The organism is Terriglobia bacterium, assembly GCA_020072565.1.
Lineage (GTDB): Bacteria > Acidobacteriota > UBA6911 > UBA6911 > UBA6911 > JAFNAG01.
The window spans coordinates 47,831-70,304 of sequence record JAIQGI010000033.1 but is presented as its reverse complement, the minus strand read 5'-3'; the positions used below and the strand labels follow the sequence as shown (position 1 = coordinate 70,304).

Below are 22,474 nucleotides of genomic sequence, written 5' to 3'. Positions count from 1 at the left end.
GCAAAAAGCAGCGAGACTTTCCCACATTTCCCACAGGCCCTACTGGTCTTTCTTTTTCTGATGTCAAGACAAAAACACCCGGTAGCGAAAGCACCTTAAGAAGATCGATTTTCTGTCTAGACAATGGGGTACACCTTATTCCACCAAAGACCTGGAGATCATGAGATCAACTTCAGGCATGGGCAGACGAGATTTTTCGCCCAGAATCACTCTTGCCAGTGTAGTGAAAATTGCAGGGGAATTATTGGGGAATTCCGGGGAAAGTCGGGGAAAATCGGGCGGCCACCGAGGCTAATCAAAACCATTCCTTACGAGGCTTTTGCTGTGTTTCCAGTGACTTACGGGATCGCCCTGGGTGGGGTTCTCAGCCATCAAACCAGGGTTCGAATCCCTGTAGCGCTACCATATCCCAAGTCCAATTATTCTAAGCATTTATGGCAATCTTGAGAGCGGCGGGGTGCGGCTCTTGGTCTGGGAATGGCTCGTCGTCCGAACAAAGCGATAATATGCCTGCGCTCGCTGAAAATTGCGTTAGAATGTAGCGGATGGAGAACAGTATCCATGACCGATCTAACAACCACTGAAACAATTCCGCTGGAAGTCAACGCTGACGGTGTAGTGCGGATCAGCGGGACACGAGTGACATTGGACACGCTTATCGCGGCCTTTTCGGATGGCGCGACAGCGGAAGAAATCGCACAACAGTATCCGTCCGTGCCGCTTGCCGACGTGTACTCCGTTCTCGGGTATTACCTGAGGCGGCCTTCCGAGATCCAATCCTACCTTGACCGGCGCCGGGATGACGCTCAGCGGGTGCAGGCTGAAAATGAGTCCCGCAACGATCCTGCCGGCGTTCGGCAGCGACTGATGGCCCGCACCGGCAGCGGGAGAAACTGACGCATGCTCGCGCTGGCAGCCGACGAGAACTTCAACAACGACATCCTCCGAGGCTTATTGCGCCGAAAACCAAACCCGGATCTGGTTCGTATTCAGGACGCCGGCCCCTCTCGGGCGCCGATGATGCCACCGTCTTGGAATGGGCAGCGCGGGAGAACCGTGTCCTGATCACGCATGATGTCTCCACGATCACCTTTCACGCAATGGAGCGTGTCCGGGAAGGGAAGCGTATGCCGGGGGTGTTCGAGGTCAGCCGATCCGTTCCTGTCAAAGCGGCGATCGAAGATCTTCTGCTGTTGTCGGAATGCAGCCTCGAGGCCGAATGGGAAGGCCAGATTCGCTACCTGCCGCTGCGGTAGGTGTAGTGAAAATTGCAGGGGAATTTTTGGGGAATTCCGGGGAAAGTCGGGGAATATCGGGGGTCCACCGAGGCTAATCAAAGCCTTTGTTTACGAGGGCTTTGCTGTATTTTCAATGATTTATGGGATCGCCTCGGGTGGGGTTCTCAGCCATCAAACCAGGGTTTGAATCCCTATTTCAACTGTTACCCGGGTCATCGATCCCGCTCCTCCTCGACCAGCTCCCCCACATCCAAGATCTTTTCCATGAGGGCCGGCGTCACTCGGGTCAAAGGACCCCGGACGATACGGGCGTCATTAATCGCGCGCGCCTGATCCACGGCCTGCACCGGCACCCGTGTATGTGGCGGCATGGCGACCGTGGGCCAGCGCGATGAGAGGGCGCCACACCGCGTGCGTGGCGCGCGCCTTGATCAATAAGGGCCACATCCAGTTCATCTTCTTGTACAGGATGCTTCCTGCGACATATGGGGGAATGGATCCGCAGTCGCGAGGCCGGCGGCGCCAAATGGAGCCGGCCGAAAAAAGGTGCTTGTAGCTCCACGCGTACCCGCTTTCGAGTTCTTCGGGAGTCATCAGGCGCGGCACGAACACGGAATGACATGTGTCGTAGCGCGACCAGTCGCGGTGAAGGATCCGCCCCTCGCGGTCGAGCCTGCGGAACAACGGAGTGCCAGGGTAAGGGGTGAGAATGTGAAATGTGGCGCAGGCCAGATGCTGTCGCTCAATCCAGGCAACCGTGCGTTCGAACGTGCCCCGGTCGTCGTGGTCGAACCCGAAAACAAAGCTGGCGTTTACCTGGATGTGGTGCTCGTGAAAGACCGCAATCTGGGCTTCATACCGTTCGGGACAGGCGTTCTTCTTGCCGGATTCTGCCAGGCTGGCCGGGTTGAGTGATTCGATCCCCAGGAAGACACCCGTACACCCTGCCGCACGCATGGCTCGCACCAGCGAAGGATCATCGGCAACATCTGCCGTCACTGCTGCGCTCCAGATCTTGCCGATCGGCTGCAACGCCCGGCACAGAGACCGCAAGTATTCCGGTCGCGATCCCAGGTTGTTGTCGATGAAAACACCGTACGGTTCATCAAGTGCGGCCAACTCGCGGGCGACTTCGCCTGGACTCCGCATCTCATAGCGGGAGCGGACCGAGGATGTCGAAATGTAGCAGAACCCGCAGCGGTTCGCGCATCCCCGCGTGGCAATGAGACTGGCAGCCGTCAGGTAGCTCGAACGATCCACCAGATCGCGGCGAGGCCGCGGTTCCCCGTCAAACGCGATCTCATAGTTGCCGCAATACGAGGGTGCAAGGCACCCGGATTCCACGTCCTGCAGTAATTGTGGCCAGGTCTCGACGCCGTTTCCCAGCGAAATCGCGTCGGCGTGCTGCGCCGCTTCCTCCGGGCAGGACTGCACGTGCAGCCCGCCCAGGACCACCCGGGCGCCGAGCGCCCGGTACCACGCGGCGAGCTCGTAAGCGCGGCTCGCAAACGTCAGGTGAACCGTGATGCCGACCACCTGCGGTACCGGTTCCTGCGGCGGAGGCCCTTGCAGCAGGTTCTCGTCCCAGATGCGGACCCGCCAGTCCGGCGGCGTGCCGGCGGCCACGGCAGACAAAGTCAGCGCCGGCGTGAGGACATGCTTTCCCAGGCTGCCATGCTGGCTTTTGGGATAAAATGGCAGAAGCAGGAGCGCTGATTTCGCGGTTATGTGAGCATTTCTGTCCGCTCGCGGCAGCATGGGAGCGTGCCGGGTGTCAAACCTGGATGCAAACATGAAGTACTTTATACGATAAAGTTAGTTTTCCTGCAAGCCCTAATTCGCTTCTTAACAGTCGGTATTTGTGAACCGGCAGCAACCCTTTCCTCAGTAAGACTGTTCGGGCAGCCGGTCCCGGATGCCAATCGTCTTTTGGAGCTGATGCTCCGGAATGGTCCTTCTTCATTTGGCGCCGGGGAGGTCCTGGAGGTCATCCGGCTCCTTCCCGGGCACGCCGGCACCTCTACGCTCCTCGGAACCGGCGCCGGTGCCGTGGCCGGTTATATCATGGGCAGCGAAGGCTGGGATCAGGGGTCGGATGCTGTCAACGGCGCAAAGGCCACGGGAATCTGCATCGCGGCGGGCGCCGTCGTGGGAGCGGTCGTCGGCCTCTTCATCGGGGCAAGAAGTCGCCAGGAATTGATTTACGAAAGCCCAGGCCGGTGACCCGGAGGCAGTTCACGCTGGAAGCATCAAACGCATGCAGGCAACCGGGCTCTCGTCCGGGATAGGGGTGGCACTCGTTGGCCTGCGTTCGCAGCTTGATGCCCACGCCGGAGAATGGTTCTTCTCGTTTTCATAACTTCAGTTCCGCCCCCCGACCGCCGGCGCGTCGATCCGCCAAGCGCTGCCGGACGACCTGGTAAACCTCCGCGGGCCCAATATCCATGCACACATTCCGGCGGCACTTGCTCTGGCGGCCGTTATACACGGAGAAGCAGGGACTGCACCCGATGCCCCGGTAGATGACCCTGACCCGATCGCCCAGCGGTTGCCATAACAGGGGCGACTCGGGCCCAAACAGAACCACAACCTCGATATCCGTCACAGTCGCGAAGTGGGCCGGCCCGCTATCATTGGTGACTATCATGGCCGACAGCGTGTAAAGGGTCAGCAACTCCCGCAGCGTGGTTTTTCCGGCGACCGAACGGCAACGGGCCTGGCCCACATCTGCTTCAAGTCTGGCGATGATCTCCGCTTCCTTCGGGGCGCCCGTCAGCAACACGAATGAACTCGGGATGCCCGCCAGAATCAGACGAGCCAGGTCCACGTAGCATTCGTCCGACCACTTGCGCAACGGGATCGCCTCCCGGTCGCTGATGTTGGAGTTCAGGAGGATGAGCGTGTCCTGAGTGCGGGCACCGGCCTCCTCCAGCGTGCGCCGGACCACGGCCAGTTCAGCGGCGGTGGGCTCAAACCGGTTTCGCGGCGCCTCGACGGGATTGGGGACAAACTCGATGCGTGGAAAATCCCCGGCCGGCTTCTCCATCGCTTTCGCCAGGACCTCAAACATCTGGCTGACATGGATGTGCGGATTGAACTTCACCCGATGAGTCAGCAAATCCCCGCGGTAGGGACCCTCGGCAAAATAGGCATGACATCCGACGCGCCGGCTGCAGCCGCTGAGCCAGCCGATCAAGGCCGTGGCCCGCGAAAAAAAGTCGAGGTCCAGCGAGCAGTCAATCCTCTTACTGCGAATGCGCAGCATTTCGCCCAGCGCATTCCAGACCAGATGCGCAGGCGTATCCGTGCGCAGGACGAAAATGTGCTCACGCGGCACATAATCGAGGATCTCCAGCAATTCTTGGCTTTCACCAAAAGTCAGGAAGTAGAGATTATTGCGCCCCACCAGGGCCGTCAGGACATCCAGCGCGGGCCCGAGCGTGACCAATGCCCCCAGCTCCGAGAGCTTGATGATCAAAACACTCTTTGGTCTATCTGCCCCGGCCGTGGACCTGAACAACCAACGCGCCACCCTCCGCAGACTGCTGGCGAGCAGACACAAGGGGACGCCGATCCATGCGTCAACCCGTCGCATTGTGGAAACTTTCATGGGTAGCTAACCTTGCGCTCGACCATGGTTCAATCTCCCTGGAAGCGCGGGCAACCAAATGGTACTGCTCAACGTTGCAGCGGGTGCCGCTATTGGCGCACGCCATCTCGGTCCGGAACCGATTCCGCCTTGCGCACAACAAGACGATGGTCTATGAAGTCGAATCGTCTGACATCAGGGCAAGACAGCTCCTGCGAACGCCTTCGCCTGCCCGCTCCCCGGCCGCCTTCTCTGGGACGTTCAATGATTCCGAACCAACGCTCGATCCATCACCTCCAGCATCTCCGTGCCCCCCCCTTTCAATTCGCCCAGCCGGGACCTAGGTATGAGAACAAACACCCGCCCCCCCGCCCCCCAGAGCGCTTCGAATTCCTCCCTCGTCAACACGATCCGTGGGGCATCCGGGTACTTCATGCCGGGAATGAGGGCGTATGCCATGCCATCGACCACTTCGACGCGCAATGGCTCATAGAAGTTGAGCGAGTTAGCCGATTCGAAATCACCCACCACCACCAGATGGTCGCCCGGACGCGCCTCTCGTGCCACGGCGAGGCCGAATTTCTTAGAAGAGATCAGGTCCTCGCAAATCGAGAGACTCCATTGAGTCATAATGCAGACAACCACCATGACGGCCGCCAGGCTAAGCACGGCTTGCATGCGCCGGCGATGCGCTTCAAACCAGAGTGCCGCCGCGAAACCCACCGCCAGCGAAACGATCGTTATCGCCGCGGGCTTCAACAGCTTCCACAGAATCGCAGGCGGCATCTCTGCCAGGATGCTGAAATCGGTCTCAGAGATGACGCTCGTGCGAGCGGCTGCGGCTTTTTCAATGCCATGTCCGGCCGCAACAAACCAGATGCCGACGCCTATCCCTGCGGCCAGGACTGCCACGCCGAGAACGGCCAGCCCACGGAAACCCCATTTCACTGCTTTGCCGTCATCGGTCCGGCTCAGAGCCGCCCCGACCAGAAGCGAGAGTGCTGGGAGTGCCGGGAATGCGTAATGTTCGAGTCTGCCGGAGACCGAGAAAAAGCCCAGGATGATACCGGCCCAGGCCAGGGCCAGGACTACGAGCACTCTCTGTCTGCTGTCGGCCGGTTTGCGGCTCGTCGCAAATGCCGCGGGGAGAAACGCCGTCCAGGGGAACCCCCAAACGAGTATCAGCGCCCAGAATGTGAGGAGCGGCAACGACCAGAGAACGGGTGGGTCGTGCCTGCCGAGAAAGCGCAGAAACTGCTCGTTGACGAAGAAGAACCACAGGAAGCCCTGGTTCCGGATTGCCGCGAGCCAGTGCCAGGGTACTGCCAGCAGGAGGAATAACAGCGTACCGGGAAGCACGTGCAGCGTGCGCCACTTCGGCCGCTCGCGCGCGAGCAGGAAGAACACGGTCACGATGCCGACTGGGAAAGCTACCCCTACCAGGCCCTTGGTCATGACCGCGCCGGCCAGTGATGCGTAAAAGAGCAGAGCCCGGCGCAATGAATGCAACGGATCCAAATGCCACTCGAGAAACGCATACAGGGCAAGAGTCACCGACAGCACCAGCCAGATGTCATGCAGTGCCTCGCGTGTGAACAGATAAGTCCCCACCGAACAGGCCGTGCACAGCCCCGCGATGACCGCCGCCCGCTCATCTGCGGCACGCCGCGCTATCAGCATCACCACCCACACAAGTGCAATCACACCGAGCGCGGTCGGCAGCCGCAGCGCAAACTCATTGGCGCCAAAGACGTGGAAGCTGGCAGCGGTCAACCAGTACATGAGCGGTGGCTTCTCGAGAAACCGGACACCGTTGTCGTAGGGCGTCACCCAGTCGCCGCTTTCGAACATCTGCCGTGCCACTTGTGAGTAGTTGCCTTCGTCGTAATCGATCACCCCTCGGGGGATCGTGGCTGAAAGATAGACGAGAGCCGTCAGGATCAACGGGAGCAGCACCATCAGCTTGCCCTGACCGCTGCTTGACTGTCTCTCCGTCACTGTGTGCCTCCGCGCATGGCCGGGTCGTTCCTGCTCTCTCCGATGGCTTGAATCGACTGGAGATCGCATGGCGCCCGCACTCCGGACGTTCGAGAGAAATCCATTGGTTCTGAAGGGCCTATTTCTTGTGGTGTTCAATGACCCGCTTTGAGAACTCGAGTAATTCGGGTATTCGCAGGCCGATTTTCCAAGCCTGCTGCTCGGCCGCGTCCGGCGACATTCCCTGCTCGAGGGCGAAGTAGATCGTCATGAGGGTGGCCACCCGGGCTCCGATCGTACAATGGACGAAGACCTTTTCTTCCTTCAGCGCCGACATCAGTGCATTGAAGGCCAGCGCCTGCTCCTCGCTGGGTTCTTTGCCGCTGAATGGAACCATGTAATATCGCAGCCCGAGTTGCCTGGCCTGCTTTTCCTCGGCAGCCAGGTCGACCGCCTCGCCACTGGTGCGAAGGTTGATGATGCACTTGTACCCCTTCTCGGCCAGCTGCTTCATGCCCGTCTCGTCGGGCTGGCCACCCGTACCGATGAGGGACGAGAGTTCGACATAGTTGGGGAGCGGCGGTTTCGGCTTATCCTGTGCCGCCTCCGGCACCTGGGCCCGCAGGGCCGTGGACACCGCCAAAAGCAGGACTAAATTTACCAATAGCCTGTGCGAATTCTTCATTGTCGCCTCACAATTCAGGCCGGCTCGGCCGGCGCCGGTGATCCTCGCATAGGCATGCCCGCCGGCGGCCGTCGAAAAGTTTTATCGCGACCGCGTGAAAAGAGCAATCGAATAAGGGGAGCGGCGCCGCAACGAAGCCTGGAAGTGTACGGCCATGGGAGAGTGTTCCGACGGTCTTTCCATGGCCTGGGCGCCCTGCAATCTGCTTTTGTGCTGCGCCGGAGAGGTGTTGTAGTATCCTGAATTGACTACGGCAGAATCCGGGCTCGTGTTCCTCCCCTTTCCGTGGCAGCATTCCAGCGCTCGCGTGCCGTCGTCCGCTGACCTGTCTCGCTTCGAGGCCGCCTTCGCGGGAGAAGACGAATATGCGGATTGGAGTGAAGGGAATCCTGTTTGCCGGCTTATTGCTGGGTATCTCGACGCTCACCGCATATCCCGCCGGGCGCAGGTCTCATCCGACATTGGTATTTCAACACATCTCCATTGAACAGGGACTTTCCCAGAGTATTGTCGAGGGCATTGCGCAAGATCAGACGGGGTTCATGTGGTTCATTACCGAGGATGGCATCAACCGCTTCGACGGATACAACTTTCGCATATTCAAGCACAACTCCAGTGATCCCCGCAGCCTGGCTCACAATGAACTAAAGGCCGTTTGCATCGACCATCGGGGCACCATCTGGGTAGGAACCTTCTACCAGGGCCTCGAGCGTTTCGACCGCGAGACGGAACAATTCACGCACTGGAGGCATGATCCGGGCAATCCGCGGAGTCTTGGCAGCGACATCGTCCGCGCCATTTTCGAAGATCGCAACGGCGAGCTCTGGGTGGGCACTACGGATGGGGGTCTTAACCGGCTCAAGAGGGACACCGGCGAATTCATTCATTATCTGAACGATCCCAGGGACCCATCCAGCTTGAGCCATAATGATGTCCGAGCCATCGCGGGTGACACCGCCGGAGTTCTTTGGGTGGGCACACAGGGGGGCGGGCTCAACCGGTTGAACACGGCGAGCGGCAATTTCACGCGCTTCCTCAACCAGCCTGGAGATCCGCGCAGCTTAAGCAACAACGATGTGAGGGCGGTTTTGATGGACCGCCGTGGCAACCTGTGGGTCGGCACTTACGGCGGTGGCCTGAACCGGCTGGACCCAGGCAAGGGGAGATTCGTCCGTTACCGCCATGATCCCGGGAATCCTCTCAGTCTTGGCAGCGACGCCGTGCTCGCCCTGATGGAGGACAGTACGGGGACGCTGTGGATCGGCACCGACGGAGGCGGCCTGAACCGGTTTGACGAGGAAACCGGGACCTTCACCCGATACCTGCAGGATCCTGGGAATCGAACCAGCCTGAGCAGCAATCGCATATATTCGCTGTTCGAAGATCGGTCCGGTGTGCTCTGGGTTGGTACCTACGGAGAGGGGCTGAACAAGACCGATCTGAAGAAAAAAGAGTTCCTCCACTTCATGAACGATCCCGACGACCCCAACAGCCTGAACAGTGACATCGTCTGGTCCTTCTGGGAGGATTCATCCGGCAGCCTTTGGATCGGCACCAATGACGGTGGTCTGAACCGGTTGGATGCCGCCCGGGGCAGCATCGCTCATTACCGGCACGATCCCGGCAATCCCGACAGCCTGAGCTTTGATTCCATCCGCATGATCATCCAGGATCGCAGGGGATTGCTATGGCTGGCCACTAACGGCGGCGGGCTGGACCGACTGGACCCTGCCACGGGACGGTTTTCTCACTACAGGCACCATGCGGATGATCCCGGAAGTCTCAGCTTCGATGAGCTGCGAACTGTGTATGAGGATCGAGCGGGCACAATATGGGTCGGTACCTATGGCGGCGGGCTCGACCGACTCGATCCCGCTACCGGGAAATTCACCCACTTCAGGCATGATCCCGACAATCCGCACAGCATCAGCAACAATTATGTCCGGGTCATCTGCGAGGACGCTGCCGGCGTTATGTGGATCGGCACGCATGGAGGAGGGCTCAACGCGTTCGACAGGGATACTGGAGTGTTCACGCGCTATCGGAATGATCCCCGCGATCCGCGCAGTCTGAGCAATGACTACGTGTTCGCCATCCACCCTGATAAGGGAGGGGACCTCTGGCTGGCCACCTATGGAGGCGGTCTCAACAGGCTGAACCGCATGACGGGCAGCTTTACTCAACTCCGGAAGTCGGACGGCTTGCCCGACGATGTCGTTTACGGAATCCTGGAGGATGATGCGGCCCATCTCTGGATAAGCACCAACTCGGGTCTGTGTCGATATAAGCCTGCGGAAGGAATCTTCCGGTCCTTCACCGTTGAGGACGGTTTGCAGAGCAATGAGTTCAACGGAGGCGCGTATTACAGGAGCCCGAAGGGGGAGATGTTTTTCGGAGGAGTACGGGGATTCAACGCATTCATGCCGGGTCGGATTCAGGATAATCCTTTTGTTCCCCCGGTCGTGATCACCGATTTCCGCCTGCTCAACAAGGCGGTTCCGATCGGCGACTTCGAGGGCCGACGCGGCATTCTCGACAAGTCCATTACCTTCAGTCCATCCATCGCGCTCTCCTATCTGGACCAGACAATCTCATTTGAGTTTTCTGCGCTCCATTATGCGTCTCCCATCAAAAATCAGTACAAGTATCGCCTGGAAGGGTTGAACGACGAGTGGATCGAACTCGGGACGCGGCGTTTCGTGATGTTCACGACCCTGCCGAGCGGTGAGTACATCCTCAGGGTGAAAGGATCGAACAGTGACGGGGTCTGGAACCAGGAAGGTGCTTCACTCCGGATCATCGTGCGGCCTCCGTGGTGGAGCACACGCTGGGCGTTTGGTCTCTATGCCCTGCTCGTGGGATTTATTTTCAGCTCGGTCCTGCTCTTCGTGAGGCAGCGTGAGCGGGAAAAGGCTCGGGTTCGGGAAGCCGAGCTGCGCGCGGGTACGGCAGAAATTCAGGCGAAACTCGCGGCGACCCAGGCGGCGGCCATCCAGGCCGAGAACCAGAGAAAAACGAAAGAGCTGGAGGAGGCAAGGCGCCTGCAGGTGTCGATGCTTCCGGAATCCTTGCCGGACCACCCTGATTATGAAATCGCGGTCTGCATGCATACGGCAACTGAGGTCGGGGGGGACTACTTCGACTTTGGCCTCTCCGAGGACGGATCCCTGGCGGTTGCCGTCGGGGACGCCACCGGGCACGGTACCAGCGCCGGGATCATGGTTGCAGTAATGAAAGGTTTGTTCAGCACGCTCGGCGGTGACCCCGACCTGACCAATTTCCTCGTTCAGTGCAACCGCATCTTGCGCAACATGAACCTTCAGAACATGCTGATGGCCCTGACCCTGCTCCACCTCCAGAAGGGGCGGGCAAGGGCTTGTGCAGCGGCGATGCCGCCTATTTTTATCTTCCGGGCGGAATCGGGCAGGGTGGAGACCGTTCCGGTGGGAGGAATGTTCCTGGGATCGTCGATCGACCTTCCTTATGAGGAAACGGCTTTCCGCCTTTCAACGGGCGACGTGTTGCTGCTGATGACGGACGGCCTGACGGACCTGCACGATGCCCAAGACGAAACCCTGGACTTTCCGAGAGTTCTGGAGTGCTTCGAGAAGTCCGGGAAGCTTCCGCCCAAGGCAATTATCGACCACCTGATCGCCCTGGGTGATGAGTGGCGCGGGGTTCATCCGCAGAACGACGATATCACTCTGATCGTGATCCGGATGAAGGCGTCGCCCGACTTGAGTGGGATCTAGACAGAGCTACAGATGGACGAGGATGCCCGCGGAGCCTCATCTGCCCAGCTACCGGTTGGATTCTTGTGGCGTCAAGGATAAAGCCATCGGCGGAGGTCGCGCTGTCTTGCCGCGACAGTGACCAGATAGGGGTTCAGGCAGCTGCGCGCCAGAAACGAAACCGCTGGAATGTCCATGACTTGAAGCCAGGTTTTCATCGCCGGAGCGAAGAGGCGCCCGTACCAGTGGACGCCGACCTTGTTGAAGCTCAGCCTGCGGCTCGGCGACAGCGACACCAAATTCAAGGAAGGATCGGCCAGCCGAAAGTACCTCACGATTTCCGGGAAGCGTGGGAGCATGTCCCCATGCGGCCTGTGCCAGCGGATGCTGCCGGCCTCGCCGCCGTGCCAGAAATCGGCGGGGAAAGCGCCGTTGGGATGATCCATCAAAATGAAGCCGTCGATCTTGAGTACTCGAACTAACTCGCGCACAAACTGCTCTCGCTGCTCATCGCAATCGGGAAGCCGTTGGGCCCGGTAGCCGTTCCCTTCCTCTTCATGGATTCCGATATGCTCCACCAGCCCGGACGAGAGAACCACGTCGAAGGTTGCGTCCGCAAACGGGATCCGGAGCGCGTTTGCTGACAGGAGGCGTCCAGGGGCAAGACGCCGGCGCCATTGTTGATGGCGGGCACTGCCGGCGTCGATGCCCCAGGCGTCCATACCCTGCGCTGTAAGGATATCGACCGACAGCCCGTTGCCACAACCACAATCGAGGATCGCAAGACGGTTTGAGGGCTTCCCCGAGGACAAGGCAAAACGCCTGATAAGCGGAGTGAGGAATCCGTCCATCCGCGCAGTGACGCCATCGGCTTCCTGCTCGAGCAGGGCGCGCTGCACGCCGTCTTCTTCGTCGAGATCGAAGTCGGCGAATTCAGCGCCTTGAAGGAAATCGAGTCCTCCGGAAGGGAGCCGCGGGTAGGTTCCCCCGCACCGGCAGGAGACGACGCTATTGCCGGCCTGCTGCAATGCGGAGCCGCACCTCGGACATATGAGCATGGCTCATTGTGCCCCAGAGCATCGAGTTTTTCCATTGCTTGCTGCCCATCAGTGAAATAATATTACCGGTTTTCCTGGGGCCTCCCTACAGGCTCCTGCGAGTGCACTCTTTACTTACCTATTGATGAATCCCTGGGGACGCGTAGGGCCTCTCAGGGAAGGGGAAGTCACGTGAAGATACACGAATACCAAGCGAAGAAAATTCTAGCTCAGTTCGGCGTCCCGATTCCCCGCGGCGAAGTTGCGTCGAATCCCTACGAGGTCTATGACATCGCCGCTCGACTCGGCGGGACCGTCGTGGTGAAGGCGCAGATCCATGCGGGAGGCCGCGGCAAAGGTGGCGGTGTCAAGCTTGCCGCCAGCCCCGCGGAAGCCGAGAAACTTGCACACCAGATCATCGGCATGACGCTGGTGACCCACCAGACCGGCCCCGAAGGACGCACGGTCAGACGTGTGCTGATCGAAGAAGGCATGCGCATCAAGAAGGAGTTTTACCTGGGCATCGTCATCGATCGGGCCAGCCAGCGTGCCGTCTTTATGACATCGACCGAAGGAGGCATGGACATCGAGAAGGTGGCCGCGGAAACGCCCCATCTGATCAATAAGGAATATATTGAGCCAAAGGTAGGCTTTCAGGCCTTCAATGCCCGTCGCCTGGCCTTCGGCCTGGGATTGACGGGAGAGTTGCTTGCACCTGCGGCCAAATTCATGACCGCGCTCTACCGGGCATTCGAGGCCACGGACGCATCCCTGGTCGAGATCAATCCATTTCTCCTCACCGAGGATGGAAGGCTGCTGGCACTCGATGCCAAGATCAACCTCGACGACAACGCGGTCTACCGCCACAAGGAACTGTTGGAGCTACGGGATTATTACGAGGAGGACGGGCTCGAAATCCAGGCATCGCGTTACGGCATCAACTACATCCGGCTCGATGGCAACATCGGCTGCATGGTCAATGGCGCCGGACTCGCCATGGCCACCATGGACATCATCAAACTTGCGGGCGGCAGTCCGGCCAACTTCCTCGATGTCGGAGGCAGCGCCACGACCGAGATGGTTCGAAATGCATTCCAGATTCTGCTGGGCGACAAGAACGTCAAAGCAGTCCTCATCAATATTTTTGGCGGAATCATGCGCTGCGACATAGTTGCCAGCGGTGTTGTCGAGGCGGCACGTTCCATGGGCATCAGCGTTCCTATCGTGGTCAGGCTGGAGGGAACGAACGTCGAACGCGGCCAGGAGATTCTCAAAACCTCCGGGCTCAAGTTCACGGTCGCCGACGGCATGAAGGACGCTGCGGAAAAAGTTGTTGCACTGGCTACATAAGGAGAATCGCCTTGTCCATACTCGTTGATAAAAACACCCGTTTGGCAGTGCAGGGAATTACGGGACGTGAGGGATCGTTTCATACCCAGCAGTGCATTGCTTATGGAACGAAAGTGGTCGCGGGCGTAACGCCCGGCAAGGGAGGCACCTCGCACGAGGGCATTCCCGTCTTCAATACCGTCGCCGAGGCGGTCGCCAAGGAAGGTGCCAACGCCACCGTGATCTTTGTTCCCCCTCCATTTGCCGCTGACGCGATCATGGAAGCCATTGCGGCGCAAATGCCGCTGATCGTGTGCATCACCGAGGGGGTGCCTACGCTGGACATGGTCCGGGTTTCGTCCATGCTCGCCGGCTCCAAGAGCCGGCTGATCGGGCCGAACTGCCCCGGCATCATATCGCCGGGGAAATGCAAGATCGGGATCATGCCGGGCAGAATCTTTAAGGAAGGGAACGTCGGCCTGGTTTCACGCAGCGGGACCTTGACCTATGAAGGAGTCGGCCAGCTGACAGGCAGGGGCCTGGGACAATCGACCTGCATCGGAATTGGCGGGGACCCGATCATCGGCACCAACTTCATCGACGCGCTCAAGCTGTTCAACGCCGATTCGGACACTCATGCGGTCGTGATGATCGGTGAGATCGGCGGCACCGCGGAGGAAGAGGCTGCCTCCTACATCAAGCAAGACGTAAAGAAGCCGGTGGTCGGATTTGTCGCCGGACAGACGGCGCCTCCTGGACGCAGGATGGGGCACGCCGGCGCCATAATCTCCGGAGGTAAGGGGACCGCGGCCGAGAAGATGGAAGCCATGCGGAGTGCCGGGCTGCACGTCGTTACCAGTCCCGCCGACATCGGCGAGGCGGTCGCCAGAGCGCTTAAGGGGAAAAAATGATCGAGCAAACCCTTGCGATCATCAAACCTGATGGAGTTGCCCGCAACCTGATCGGTGCCATCATCCGGCGCATCGAGGAGCAGGGCTTGACCGTGAAGGCGCTGAAGATGGCGCATCTGTCCAAAAAGCAGGCGGAGGGCTTCTATGCGGTCCACAGGGAGAGGCCGTTCTTCAACAGCCTGACCACGTTCATGTCGGAAGGGCCGGTCGTCCTGATGATTCTGTCGGGTGAGGGAGCCATTTCCTCCTGGCGCGATCTGATGGGTGCGACGGATCCGGCCAAGGCCGTCGCGGGGACGATCCGCAAAGAATTCGGCATTTCCATCGAGCGCAACACGACCCACGGCTCCGATGGGCCGGATACGGCTGCTTTTGAGACTGCGTACTTTTTCAGCCGGATCGAGGCTTGCAACTGAGCCGAGATCTTGCGATTCTTTAATGTGAGCGTTCGGGCTTTCCGGCTTCCCTCTTCGTGACTCCCCCGAACCAGCGCTCGGAGGGGGATGGCCGGAGATCCCGCGCTCACAGGAGACTCCCATGATTCCCATGGGCCGGCTGCTTATTGTCGTCGGCATTGTCCTTATAGTCCTGGGTCTCCTCCTGAGCTATTCGAATTTTTTCTCTTTTCTCAAGCTTGGACGCCTTCCGGGTGATATCGCAATCAAGCGGGACAATTTCCGGTTCTATTTCCCCATCACCACTTCGATCCTCCTGAGTCTCATTCTGACCCTGGTCGTTTACCTCCTCAAGAAGTAGAACCGCCAGCACCAGGTTTCCGCATTTCGCTGATCCGCAGACTCGTCGCGTTGACAGGTGTACCTCGGCGGCATATAGTTTTGCCGCATGGGACAGCATTCAGAAAATCGTCATGTAGCACCTTTGGAACAGGCCGTTCTCGATGCGTTGCGCCGCGTCAAGGATCCGGATCTGCACAAGGACATTGTCACACTCAACTTCATCAAAGGCCTGAGCGTGGATCAGGGCAAGGCATCCTTTACCATCGAACTCACGACGCCGGCATGTCCGGTCAAGAAGGAGATGGAACAGCAAGCCCGTGAGGCGGTCCTGCAGGTAAAAGGCATTCGGGAGGTCGAGATCCGGATGTCGTCCAGTGTCACCGCCGGCCGGCACAGCATGGGCAAACAGGATATTGCCGGGGTCAAGAACATCATAGCCGTCGGCAGCGGCAAAGGCGGAGTCGGGAAGAGCACCGTCACGGTCAACCTGGCCGTGGCCCTCGCCAATACGGGTGCGAATGTTGGTTTGCTCGACGCAGACATCTACGGCCCCAATGTCCCTTTGATGATGGGAATCGCGGGGCAGCCTCATGCGGTGAACGAACGGATTCAGCCGCTCTCCAATCTCGGCGTGAAGGTCATGTCGATGGGTTTTCTGGCAGCTCAAGACACGCCGCTCATCTGGCGCGGTCCCATGCTCCACAACGTCATTCAGCAGTTCGTACGCCAGGTGGATTGGGGCGAGCTGGACTACCTGTTCGTGGATCTCCCGCCCGGGACAGGAGATGTCCAGCTCTCGCTGACGCAAACTGTCCCCCTCATGGGTGCCGTGGTTGTCACCACGCCGCAGGACGTGGCTTTGCAGGACGCCCGCAAAGCAATCATGATGTTTCGCCAGGTGCGGGTTGAGATCCTGGGTATCGTGGAGAACATGTCGTACTTCGAATGCCCGCAGTGCAGTACCCGTACTCACATCTTCAACCACGGCGGCGGCGAGCTTACTGCCCGGAAGTACGACGTGCCGTTTCTGGGAGAAGTGCCGCTGTACCTCGGCATTCGGGAAGGTGGAGACAGCGGACGGCCTATCGTCCTCGAGGAGCCCGGATCACCGGCAGGGAAGGCCTTTGCGCAAATTGCGGCCAATGTAGCGGCTCAGATCAGTATTGCCAACCAGAACAACCTGAGTGCCATGGTCATAGAGTAGTGAAGATACTGATCCTGCATCCTGGAGCGCTGGGGGACGTCATACTCTCGCTTCCCACGCTCCAAGTGCTGCGCGAACGGTTCCAGCACGCACGCATCACCCTCGCAGCCAACATCGACTTTGCCGGCGCGGTGGCAACCGGCTATGCCGACCAGATCATATCCCTGTCCGCGCTTCCCCTGCACCGGCTCCACGGCTCCGAAAGCATACCGCTCGAAGACGTGATGCTCTGGCGTTCCTACGACCGGATCATTTCCTGGACCGGGTCAGGCGCGGAAGGATTTACGAAACAGTTTGCGCAGCTGCATCCCTGCGTTCTCGTGGCATCCTGGAGGCCGGCCGCCGGTGAGGAGGCGCATGTCGCGAGCCTGTTCATGGATTCGTTGCGTCCATGGTTCTCTCCACCGCGGGAGATCGTCCCGCCGGGAATCAGGCTCGAGGCGACGGCTCGAGTGCAGGGAGAGGAATGGCTGCGGGAACAGGGTTGGCAGGGAAGGAAACCTGTTTTGGCACTGCACCCGGGCGCCGGAAGTGCCGCGAAGCGCTGGCCGCTGCAGAGGTTTCAGGGACTGGCGCAGTGGCTGGGCACGCTGGGAGACCCACTGGTCGTAGAAGGCCCCGCCGAGACTGGGATTGGCCGTGAACTGGCCGGCGCGTGCAATCCGGGCACGTATCTGGCATCCAGTCTCCCTTTGCCCTTACTGGCCGGGGTGCTGTCGCACTGCCGCCTCTATGTCGGCAACGACTCAGGGATCGCGCACCTGGCTGCTGGTTTGCAGACCGCGTGTGTGGTTCTCTTCGGTCCCACTTCGTCTGGAAACTGGGCCCCGATCGGGAAGCAGGTGGTCGTCGTGCGGAACACGCGCGGTTGTATCGCCTGCGAGGAAGAACCTGGGGCCGCCCACACATGTATGGGCAACATCCCACTCGAGACGGTTCAAGAACGGGTATTTCGAGTTCTGCAATCACGAGTTTGAGAAGAGCCCGACACCGCGAGATGCGCGCATAAGGATCGCTTGCGGATTTCTTGGTTGCCGAAGCCGGTCTCCTATCAAGCCTGCTCGCGGGGGAGGCGGAGGAGTGCCTTGCACCCCTGCCCGGAACTGCGGTTCGCGAGGCTGAGCGCCCCGCCGTGGGCCTCTGCGATCTGGCGACTCAGAACCAGGCCTATTCCCGAGCCGTGCGGTTTGGTGGTGAAGAAGGGTACGAACAGATTTCCCGTATTCGGGAGACCGGGCCCTTCGTCCTCCACCCAGACTTCGAGTTGAGCCGCCGTCGTGGTCCACCCGACACTTACGCCGCCGCCGGTGACCAGCGCTGCGTCCACGCCATTGCGCAGGAGGTTGATGAGGAGCTGATCCAGTTGATCTCCGTCGGCTTGAATGACAATATCCGGACCCTCAAGGACCGACACTGCCAGCCTGGTTTCCAGACTGGCCACGCGCCGGACCCAGGTGCGCACTTCCAGCGGCCGTCGTTGAGGCGACGGCAGGTGGGACAGCCGCGAATAGCCGTCCATGAACCGGCTGAGAGCTTCGCCGCGGTTGCCGATGATGGCCAATCCCCGGTGCATGTCCTCCTTCCAGTCATCGGGGCGAGGATCGCGTGACAGCAGTCGGTCGAGGCTGGCCGCGATGGAACGGATGGGCGCGAGCGAGTTGTTGAGTTCGTGACCAAGAACCCGGATGAGTCGTTTCCAAACCTGCCGTTCCTCTTCACGCAGGGCACGGGTCAAGTCCGACAGGACCAGCAGCTGGTGTGGCAGCCCATCCTGTCGGAAAGTGGTGCGCCGTAACTCCCAGCGCCCGCTGCCTCCAGGGAAGGAAACCTCGAGCAGCCTCGAGTCCTCGGCGTCCAGGCAATCCGCCAGCCCCAGCTCCGCGGCGCCCTGTCCGACCAGGCGGTCCGATGGCTGTGCGAGAAGCCGCTCGCCGGCACGATTGACCAGCCTCAGGATCCGGTCGCCGTCGAAAGCGAACAGGGCTACATCGATTTCCTCCACGACCTTTCCCAGAAGGGCGGTGGCCTCGACGGCGCCGAGGCGCTGCTCCTGGAGAGTGGCGCCGAGCGCGTTGATCTCGGCCATCACGTCACCGAGAGTGTCGGCGCGATCGTATCCACGGGCGCGGATCGAGAAATCTCCTTCCCTCAGAGCTGCCAGCAGATTGGAGATTGTCTGCAGCGGACGAACGACCCGGCTGCGCAGGGCAAAGGAGAATCCGAGCCAGGATCCCAGGATAACGACGGTGAGGGTCCAATCGACCTTCGGGGTATGGTCACCCAGCCAGAGCAGCAACATGGCCGCCAGCGCAGCAGGAAAGCCGGCCACCAGTGCCAGGATCACGATTTGGGAGTCGTGACTCAATTGTATTCCCCGGCGCCGGAGCATGGACGCCTTCCGGGCGGCGTGACGCCTGGCGAGGAAGCCGCCGCCGGCGTCATTCCCAGCCGGAGGCTCGAGAGGTTCCTTCAACGACGGAGACGCTGACATCGTTTTTCACCTAGATCCCGTAACGCTGCAGCCGGCGATAGAGCGCGCTGCGGCTCAATCCCAAGGCCTCCGCTGCGCGGCTTACATTTCCTTCGAAGCGTGCCAGAGCTTTTCGGATCAAGAAGCACTCGACGTCCTCCAGGCTCATGTCCTCTATCCGTGTGCCGCTCTGGTGTTCAGTATTGAGCCAGAGGTGTTGGGATTTCACGATCTCCCCTTCCGCCATGAGCACGCCCCGCTCCACAACATGGTCCAGTTCGCGCACGTTGCCCGGCCAGCTATGGGTTCGGATCATCTCCCGAGCCGGGTTGTCGAAACCGGTCAGGGCCTTCCGATACCGGGCAGCATGCTGACGGAGGAAATGCTCTGCCAGGAGCAGGATGTCGGGGCCTCGATCCCTCAGGGGAGGGAGATGGATCTCGATGGTATTGAGGCGATAGAGCAGATCCTGCCGGAAGCGACCGGCGCGAACCTCCTCGCTCAAATCAGTGTTGGTGGCACTCAGGATTCTGACGTCCGCCTTCCGTGTCTTGGAGGATCCCACTCTCTCATACTCCCCAAGTTCAAGAACCCGCAGCAACTTGGCCTGGAGGTTGAGAGGCACGTTTGCGATCTCGTCGAGGAACAGAGTGCCGCCCTCGGCGAGCTCGAACCTGCCCACGCGATCGGCCTTGGCATCAGTGAAAGCGCCGCGCACATGCCCGAACAACTCGCTCTCAAAAACGCCCTCCGAGAGCCCACCGGCGTTGATGGTGACCATGGGTTTGGTGGAGCGCCGCGAAACAGCGTACAGAGCCTGAGCCACTACTTCTTTGCCGGTGCCATGTTCGCCGGTGATGAGTACGTTGGCATCCGATGGCCCCACCCGGGTGATGAGCTCGAGAATCGGTTTCATGATCTGAGAACCGGCAATGAGCTTCGGGCGCGACTCGCTTCGCAGCAGCCGGTTCTCGGCCTCCAGACGCTGGCCTTTTCGGAGCGCTTGCCCGAGCTCGACTTGAGTGCGCAGAATTGTGAGGAGGCGCGAGTTGTCCCAGGGTTTCTGGATGAAATCCCGCGCTCCGCGCCGCATCGCCTCCACTGCCAGCTCAACGCTGCCCCAGGCCGTCATGACTACTATGGGGAGCCCTCCATCGAGAATCTGAATGCGCGACAGGAGGTCGAGACCTTCGAGCCCGGAGGTGGTGTCGCGGGTATAGTTCAGGTCCATGAGCAGGACGTCGAAATCGCGCGCCTCGAGCGCCTGCAGTATCGCGGCGGGCGAAGCAGCGGTCTCCGTGTGGTAGCCCTCACTCTTGAGCAGCATGAGGAGTGCTTCAACCACATCGGGCTGATCGTCGGCAATCAACATCCTGGCTGCCTTCAGATCCGTCATTGTCTATTTGCCTTAGATGGCGATTATGTCACTCACCGGCCGGGCGAGTCCATCAGCGAATGACGGCACGAGCAGGCACGGAGAACAGGGCAGGGCATAGCCGCATTCGATATATCTCAACGCAGGGGCCGTGGAGATCAGAGAAGATTGAAGTGTTGTCAAATTGTCTTACTCTGCGTTCTCCGCGAGCTGCGTTGAGAAGTCGAAGATCTTGGCTGGCCGGCCAGGATCCGACGACCGGTAGTATGTAAGTTCCTCGCATGGTCCGGCAGGGAGTCGGAGATCTAAGACCGGCAGTTTTGGTGGAGGTGGCGGGAATCGAACCCGCGTCCGAGAGCCTTCAGCGTGCAAAGCCTACATGCGTATCCGTATTCGTTGAGTTTCGCGGACGCAGCGATCGAATCGGCAAGGTCGATACGCCGCTAGCCCTGTAGGGTTTCGGCTCGGATCTCAGAGCCTGGATCCTCGCCTATCCTGCTGATCGGCGCCTCAATCCAACCCCGCAGGCAGGATCGGCGAGACGTGACCGCCTAAGCGGCCAGTGCTAACTGAGTGTCAGCAGTTAAGTTATTTCCACGATTTTACGAGTCGCGGAGCACTCGGCATGCCTCTGCAGCCTCTTTGACCCCCGTCGAATCCAGTTCACCCCCATTAGTAACTCTATATTTATATCATATTTGCTCTTTCCGGACTAAGTCAATGAGAGTCAGGAGAACGGAGTTTGGCTTGAGAAGCTGTGCGTCAGCCCGGCGACTCCGCCAAGGTCGCAGTTGACTCTCGCCATTATTCATTGAATGAACAGGCATGACCTCGTGGAGCATTCTCGAGAGCGACCGGATAACATCCGAGGAACTCCGTCGTCCGTTGCCTTCGTACCCCCAATTTTGGCCTCTGAATTTTTCATTCAAAATTCTGCATGAAATAAGGTTGACAGTCCGATAAGTGGTAAATAGAATGCCCCAATCAACCAGCAACCTGGAAGCTGAGTTACTGGCAGTCCTCTGACGCCGGAGTTTGATCTTTTGGAGAAGAAGGGATCCAAATGTTCAAAAAGAGGCTTTATACTTTCATCGTGGCCGGCCACGCGGATGGAAAGGTCTGGCGCCTTTCGCTTCCTTACTCGGTGCTTGCGATTCTCGGCGTTTTCGCGCTCGTGGGCATTATCGCGGTGGGCGGAGCGGCATTTCAGTACGGGCAGATGATCCTCAAGGTGGGCGATTACGAGGACCGCCTCTCGGAAAACGACGCTCTTCGGTTCGAAAACCACGAGTACAAGGTGCAAACTGCCCAGTTGGGTGAGAAGATCGATTCCCTCGAGAATCTCGCTCACAAACTGATGGTCTTTTCAGGCTATAATTCGGACAAGGCTGTCGGAGGTGTTGGCGGCATGTCGGCGGATACTCTGACCCGGCCCCGGCCGGTTTCCGCGGGCACCCTGCAGTCGATCCCCTCCTATGACAAGAAACTGGTCACTCTCGAAGAGAAGTTCCTGAACCTTGATCATCAGATCACCGATGGCGTTCTCTTCGAGGCTGCCTTTCCCAATATTCAGCCGGTCAAGGGATACGTGACCGCCGGCTGGGGTCGCCGGAACGACCCCTTCGATCCAAGCGTGACGGAAAGTCATCCAGGGGTGGATATATCAGCTCCCATGGGGAGCCGCGTTTTCGCTCCGGCTGATGGAACGGTCATATTCGCCGGCCAGCGTGCCGGTTACGGGAACATTATCGTAATCGACCACAAGTTCGGGATGACGACGCGTTATGCTCACCTGATGCGGATGGACGTGCAGGTGGGCCAGCACGTTTCCCGTTACGACATCATTGGATCCGTGGGCAAAACCGGCAGGGCGACAGGGCCGCACCTCCACTATGAGGTTTGGCAAAATGACCGGTGTCTTAACCCGATGAAATATTTCCAGCCATCTTCGAACTTCCGCGGCAGCTTGCCCTGAAGCCGGCCGCATCCCAAGAATCCTGGCCGCGATCAAGCATTCCGTTCCCTCTATGCAATGCCGCACTTTCCCTTCGATGCGGGAGGGCTTTCGTCGCCGCTATCCGAGCCTCCCGGAGTCTGCATAAGTCGAGCCGGGAACGCGCTTTTCTCTTCCGTAACTCGTTGACTGGGATAGGTCTATCTGTTACATTACATCGCTTATACCCGTCCGGAG

At 59.6% G+C, this 22,474-nt stretch carries 17 protein-coding genes, 1 other RNA gene and 1 pseudogene; 11 read left to right on the top strand and 8 right to left on the bottom strand.

All coding sequences use genetic code 11. The annotated features are described in order from the left end of the window. The first annotated feature begins 561 nt into the window (after positions 1-561). A complete protein-coding gene (locus LAP85_19390) occupies positions 562-897 on the top strand; it encodes a DUF433 domain-containing protein (protein ID MBZ5498565.1) in 336 nt (111 codons plus the stop codon). A 3-nt stretch (positions 898-900) separates the two neighbouring features. Beyond that, positions 901-1,256, top strand: a pseudogene (locus LAP85_19385) (DUF5615 family PIN-like protein). Between the two features lie 297 nt (positions 1,257-1,553). Here LAP85_19385 and LAP85_19380 read toward each other — a convergent pair. After that, positions 1,554-3,032, bottom strand: coding sequence for a B12-binding domain-containing radical SAM protein (locus tag LAP85_19380; GenBank protein MBZ5498564.1), 1,479 nt, complete (start codon positions 3,030-3,032; stop codon positions 1,554-1,556). Positions 3,033-3,176: 144 nt separating this feature from the next. Between LAP85_19380 and LAP85_19375 the strand changes: the two genes are divergently transcribed. After that, complete coding sequence (locus tag LAP85_19375; GenBank protein ID MBZ5498563.1) at positions 3,177-3,461, top strand: hypothetical protein; 285 nt, start codon at positions 3,177-3,179, stop codon at positions 3,459-3,461. Positions 3,462-3,591: 130 nt separating this feature from the next. Here LAP85_19375 and LAP85_19370 read toward each other — a convergent pair whose 3' ends face one another. From LAP85_19370 to LAP85_19360, 3 genes are all read right to left on the bottom strand, one after another. After that, positions 3,592-4,848, bottom strand: coding sequence for a glycosyltransferase family 9 protein (locus tag LAP85_19370; GenBank protein MBZ5498562.1), 1,257 nt, complete (start codon positions 4,846-4,848; stop codon positions 3,592-3,594). A gap of 240 nt (positions 4,849-5,088) precedes the next feature. Further along, positions 5,089-6,825 (bottom strand): glycosyltransferase family 39 protein, encoded by a 1,737-nt coding sequence (locus LAP85_19365; GenBank protein ID MBZ5498561.1) that lies wholly within the window; start codon positions 6,823-6,825, stop codon positions 5,089-5,091. 118 nt (positions 6,826-6,943) lie between these two features. Continuing rightward, entirely contained in the window at positions 6,944-7,489 is a 546-nt protein-coding gene (locus LAP85_19360; GenBank protein ID MBZ5498560.1) for a protein tyrosine phosphatase family protein, read from the bottom strand. Positions 7,490-7,854: 365 nt separating this feature from the next. Here LAP85_19360 and LAP85_19355 point away from each other — a divergent pair, with 365 nt between their 5' ends. After that, positions 7,855-11,241 carry a SpoIIE family protein phosphatase gene (locus LAP85_19355; protein MBZ5498559.1) on the top strand — a complete coding sequence of 1,129 codons (3,387 nt, stop codon included), beginning with the start codon at positions 7,855-7,857 and terminating at the stop codon, positions 11,239-11,241. Between the two features lie 71 nt (positions 11,242-11,312). Here LAP85_19355 and LAP85_19350 read toward each other — a convergent pair whose 3' ends face one another. Next, positions 11,313-12,278 carry a class I SAM-dependent methyltransferase gene (locus tag LAP85_19350; protein MBZ5498558.1) on the bottom strand — a complete coding sequence of 322 codons (966 nt, stop codon included), beginning with the start codon at positions 12,276-12,278 and terminating at the stop codon, positions 11,313-11,315. Between the two features lie 171 nt (positions 12,279-12,449). Between LAP85_19350 and sucC the strand changes: the two genes are divergently transcribed. From sucC to LAP85_19320, 6 genes are all read left to right on the top strand, one after another. Continuing rightward, positions 12,450-13,607 (top strand): ADP-forming succinate--CoA ligase subunit beta, encoded by a 1,158-nt coding sequence (gene sucC / locus LAP85_19345; protein MBZ5498557.1) that lies wholly within the window; start codon positions 12,450-12,452, stop codon positions 13,605-13,607. An 11-nt stretch (positions 13,608-13,618) separates the two neighbouring features. After that, on the top strand, positions 13,619-14,497 hold the full coding sequence (sucD, locus tag LAP85_19340) for a succinate--CoA ligase subunit alpha (protein MBZ5498556.1): 879 nt from the start codon (positions 13,619-13,621) through the stop codon (positions 14,495-14,497). After that, entirely contained in the window at positions 14,494-14,913 is a 420-nt protein-coding gene (ndk, locus tag LAP85_19335; GenBank protein MBZ5498555.1) for a nucleoside-diphosphate kinase, read from the top strand. Before sucD ends, ndk begins: the two co-directional genes overlap by 4 nt. Positions 14,914-15,043: 130 nt before the next feature. Further along, positions 15,044-15,253 carry a DUF2905 domain-containing protein gene (locus tag LAP85_19330; GenBank protein MBZ5498554.1) on the top strand — a complete coding sequence of 70 codons (210 nt, stop codon included), beginning with the start codon at positions 15,044-15,046 and terminating at the stop codon, positions 15,251-15,253. Between the two features lie 87 nt (positions 15,254-15,340). Beyond that, positions 15,341-16,438, top strand: a complete 1,098-nt coding sequence (locus LAP85_19325) for an Mrp/NBP35 family ATP-binding protein (protein MBZ5498553.1) — start codon at positions 15,341-15,343, stop codon at positions 16,436-16,438. Further along, complete coding sequence (locus tag LAP85_19320; GenBank protein ID MBZ5498552.1) at positions 16,438-17,415, top strand: glycosyltransferase family 9 protein; 978 nt, start codon at positions 16,438-16,440, stop codon at positions 17,413-17,415. Before LAP85_19325 ends, LAP85_19320 begins: the two co-directional genes overlap by 1 nt. Before the next feature lie 74 nt (positions 17,416-17,489). Here the strand turns inward: LAP85_19320 and LAP85_19315 are convergent, their stop codons facing one another. From LAP85_19315 to ssrA, 3 genes are all read right to left on the bottom strand, one after another. Further along, positions 17,490-18,827, bottom strand: a complete 1,338-nt coding sequence (locus LAP85_19315) for a PAS domain-containing sensor histidine kinase (GenBank protein ID MBZ5498551.1) — start codon at positions 18,825-18,827, stop codon at positions 17,490-17,492. Between the two features lie 112 nt (positions 18,828-18,939). Beyond that, positions 18,940-20,280 carry a sigma-54 dependent transcriptional regulator gene (locus LAP85_19310; GenBank protein ID MBZ5498550.1) on the bottom strand — a complete coding sequence of 447 codons (1,341 nt, stop codon included), beginning with the start codon at positions 20,278-20,280 and terminating at the stop codon, positions 18,940-18,942. A gap of 324 nt (positions 20,281-20,604) precedes the next feature. Next, positions 20,605-20,954: a transfer-messenger RNA gene (gene ssrA / locus LAP85_19305) on the bottom strand. A 392-nt stretch (positions 20,955-21,346) separates the two neighbouring features. On the opposite strand from ssrA, the gene LAP85_19300 reads away from it, so the two are divergent. Beyond that, a complete protein-coding gene (locus tag LAP85_19300; GenBank protein ID MBZ5498549.1) occupies positions 21,347-22,258 on the top strand; it encodes a M23 family metallopeptidase in 912 nt (303 codons plus the stop codon). The last annotated feature ends 216 nt before the right edge of the window (positions 22,259-22,474 follow it).

Coding starts and splice junctions, on each gene's coding strand:
- LAP85_19310 (MBZ5498550.1), bottom strand. CDS start 20,280: ATGTTGATTGCCGACGATCAGCCCGATGTGGTTGAAGCACTCCTCATG.
- LAP85_19375 (MBZ5498563.1), top strand. CDS start 3,177: ATGCTCCGGAATGGTCCTTCTTCATTTGGCGCCGGGGAGGTCCTGGAG.
- LAP85_19325 (MBZ5498553.1), top strand. CDS start 15,341: ATGGGACAGCATTCAGAAAATCGTCATGTAGCACCTTTGGAACAGGCC.
- LAP85_19360 (MBZ5498560.1), bottom strand. CDS start 7,489: ATGAAGAATTCGCACAGGCTATTGGTAAATTTAGTCCTGCTTTTGGCG.
- LAP85_19370 (MBZ5498562.1), bottom strand. CDS start 4,848: ATGAAAGTTTCCACAATGCGACGGGTTGACGCATGGATCGGCGTCCCC.
- LAP85_19390 (MBZ5498565.1), top strand. CDS start 562: ATGACCGATCTAACAACCACTGAAACAATTCCGCTGGAAGTCAACGCT.
- ndk (MBZ5498555.1), top strand. CDS start 14,494: ATGATCGAGCAAACCCTTGCGATCATCAAACCTGATGGAGTTGCCCGC.
- LAP85_19330 (MBZ5498554.1), top strand. CDS start 15,044: ATGGGCCGGCTGCTTATTGTCGTCGGCATTGTCCTTATAGTCCTGGGT.
- LAP85_19355 (MBZ5498559.1), top strand. CDS start 7,855: ATGCGGATTGGAGTGAAGGGAATCCTGTTTGCCGGCTTATTGCTGGGT.
- LAP85_19315 (MBZ5498551.1), bottom strand. CDS start 18,827: ATGCTCCGGCGCCGGGGAATACAATTGAGTCACGACTCCCAAATCGTG.
- LAP85_19350 (MBZ5498558.1), bottom strand. CDS start 12,278: ATGCTCATATGTCCGAGGTGCGGCTCCGCATTGCAGCAGGCCGGCAAT.
- LAP85_19380 (MBZ5498564.1), bottom strand. CDS start 3,032: ATGTTTGCATCCAGGTTTGACACCCGGCACGCTCCCATGCTGCCGCGA.
- LAP85_19300 (MBZ5498549.1), top strand. CDS start 21,347: ATGTTCAAAAAGAGGCTTTATACTTTCATCGTGGCCGGCCACGCGGAT.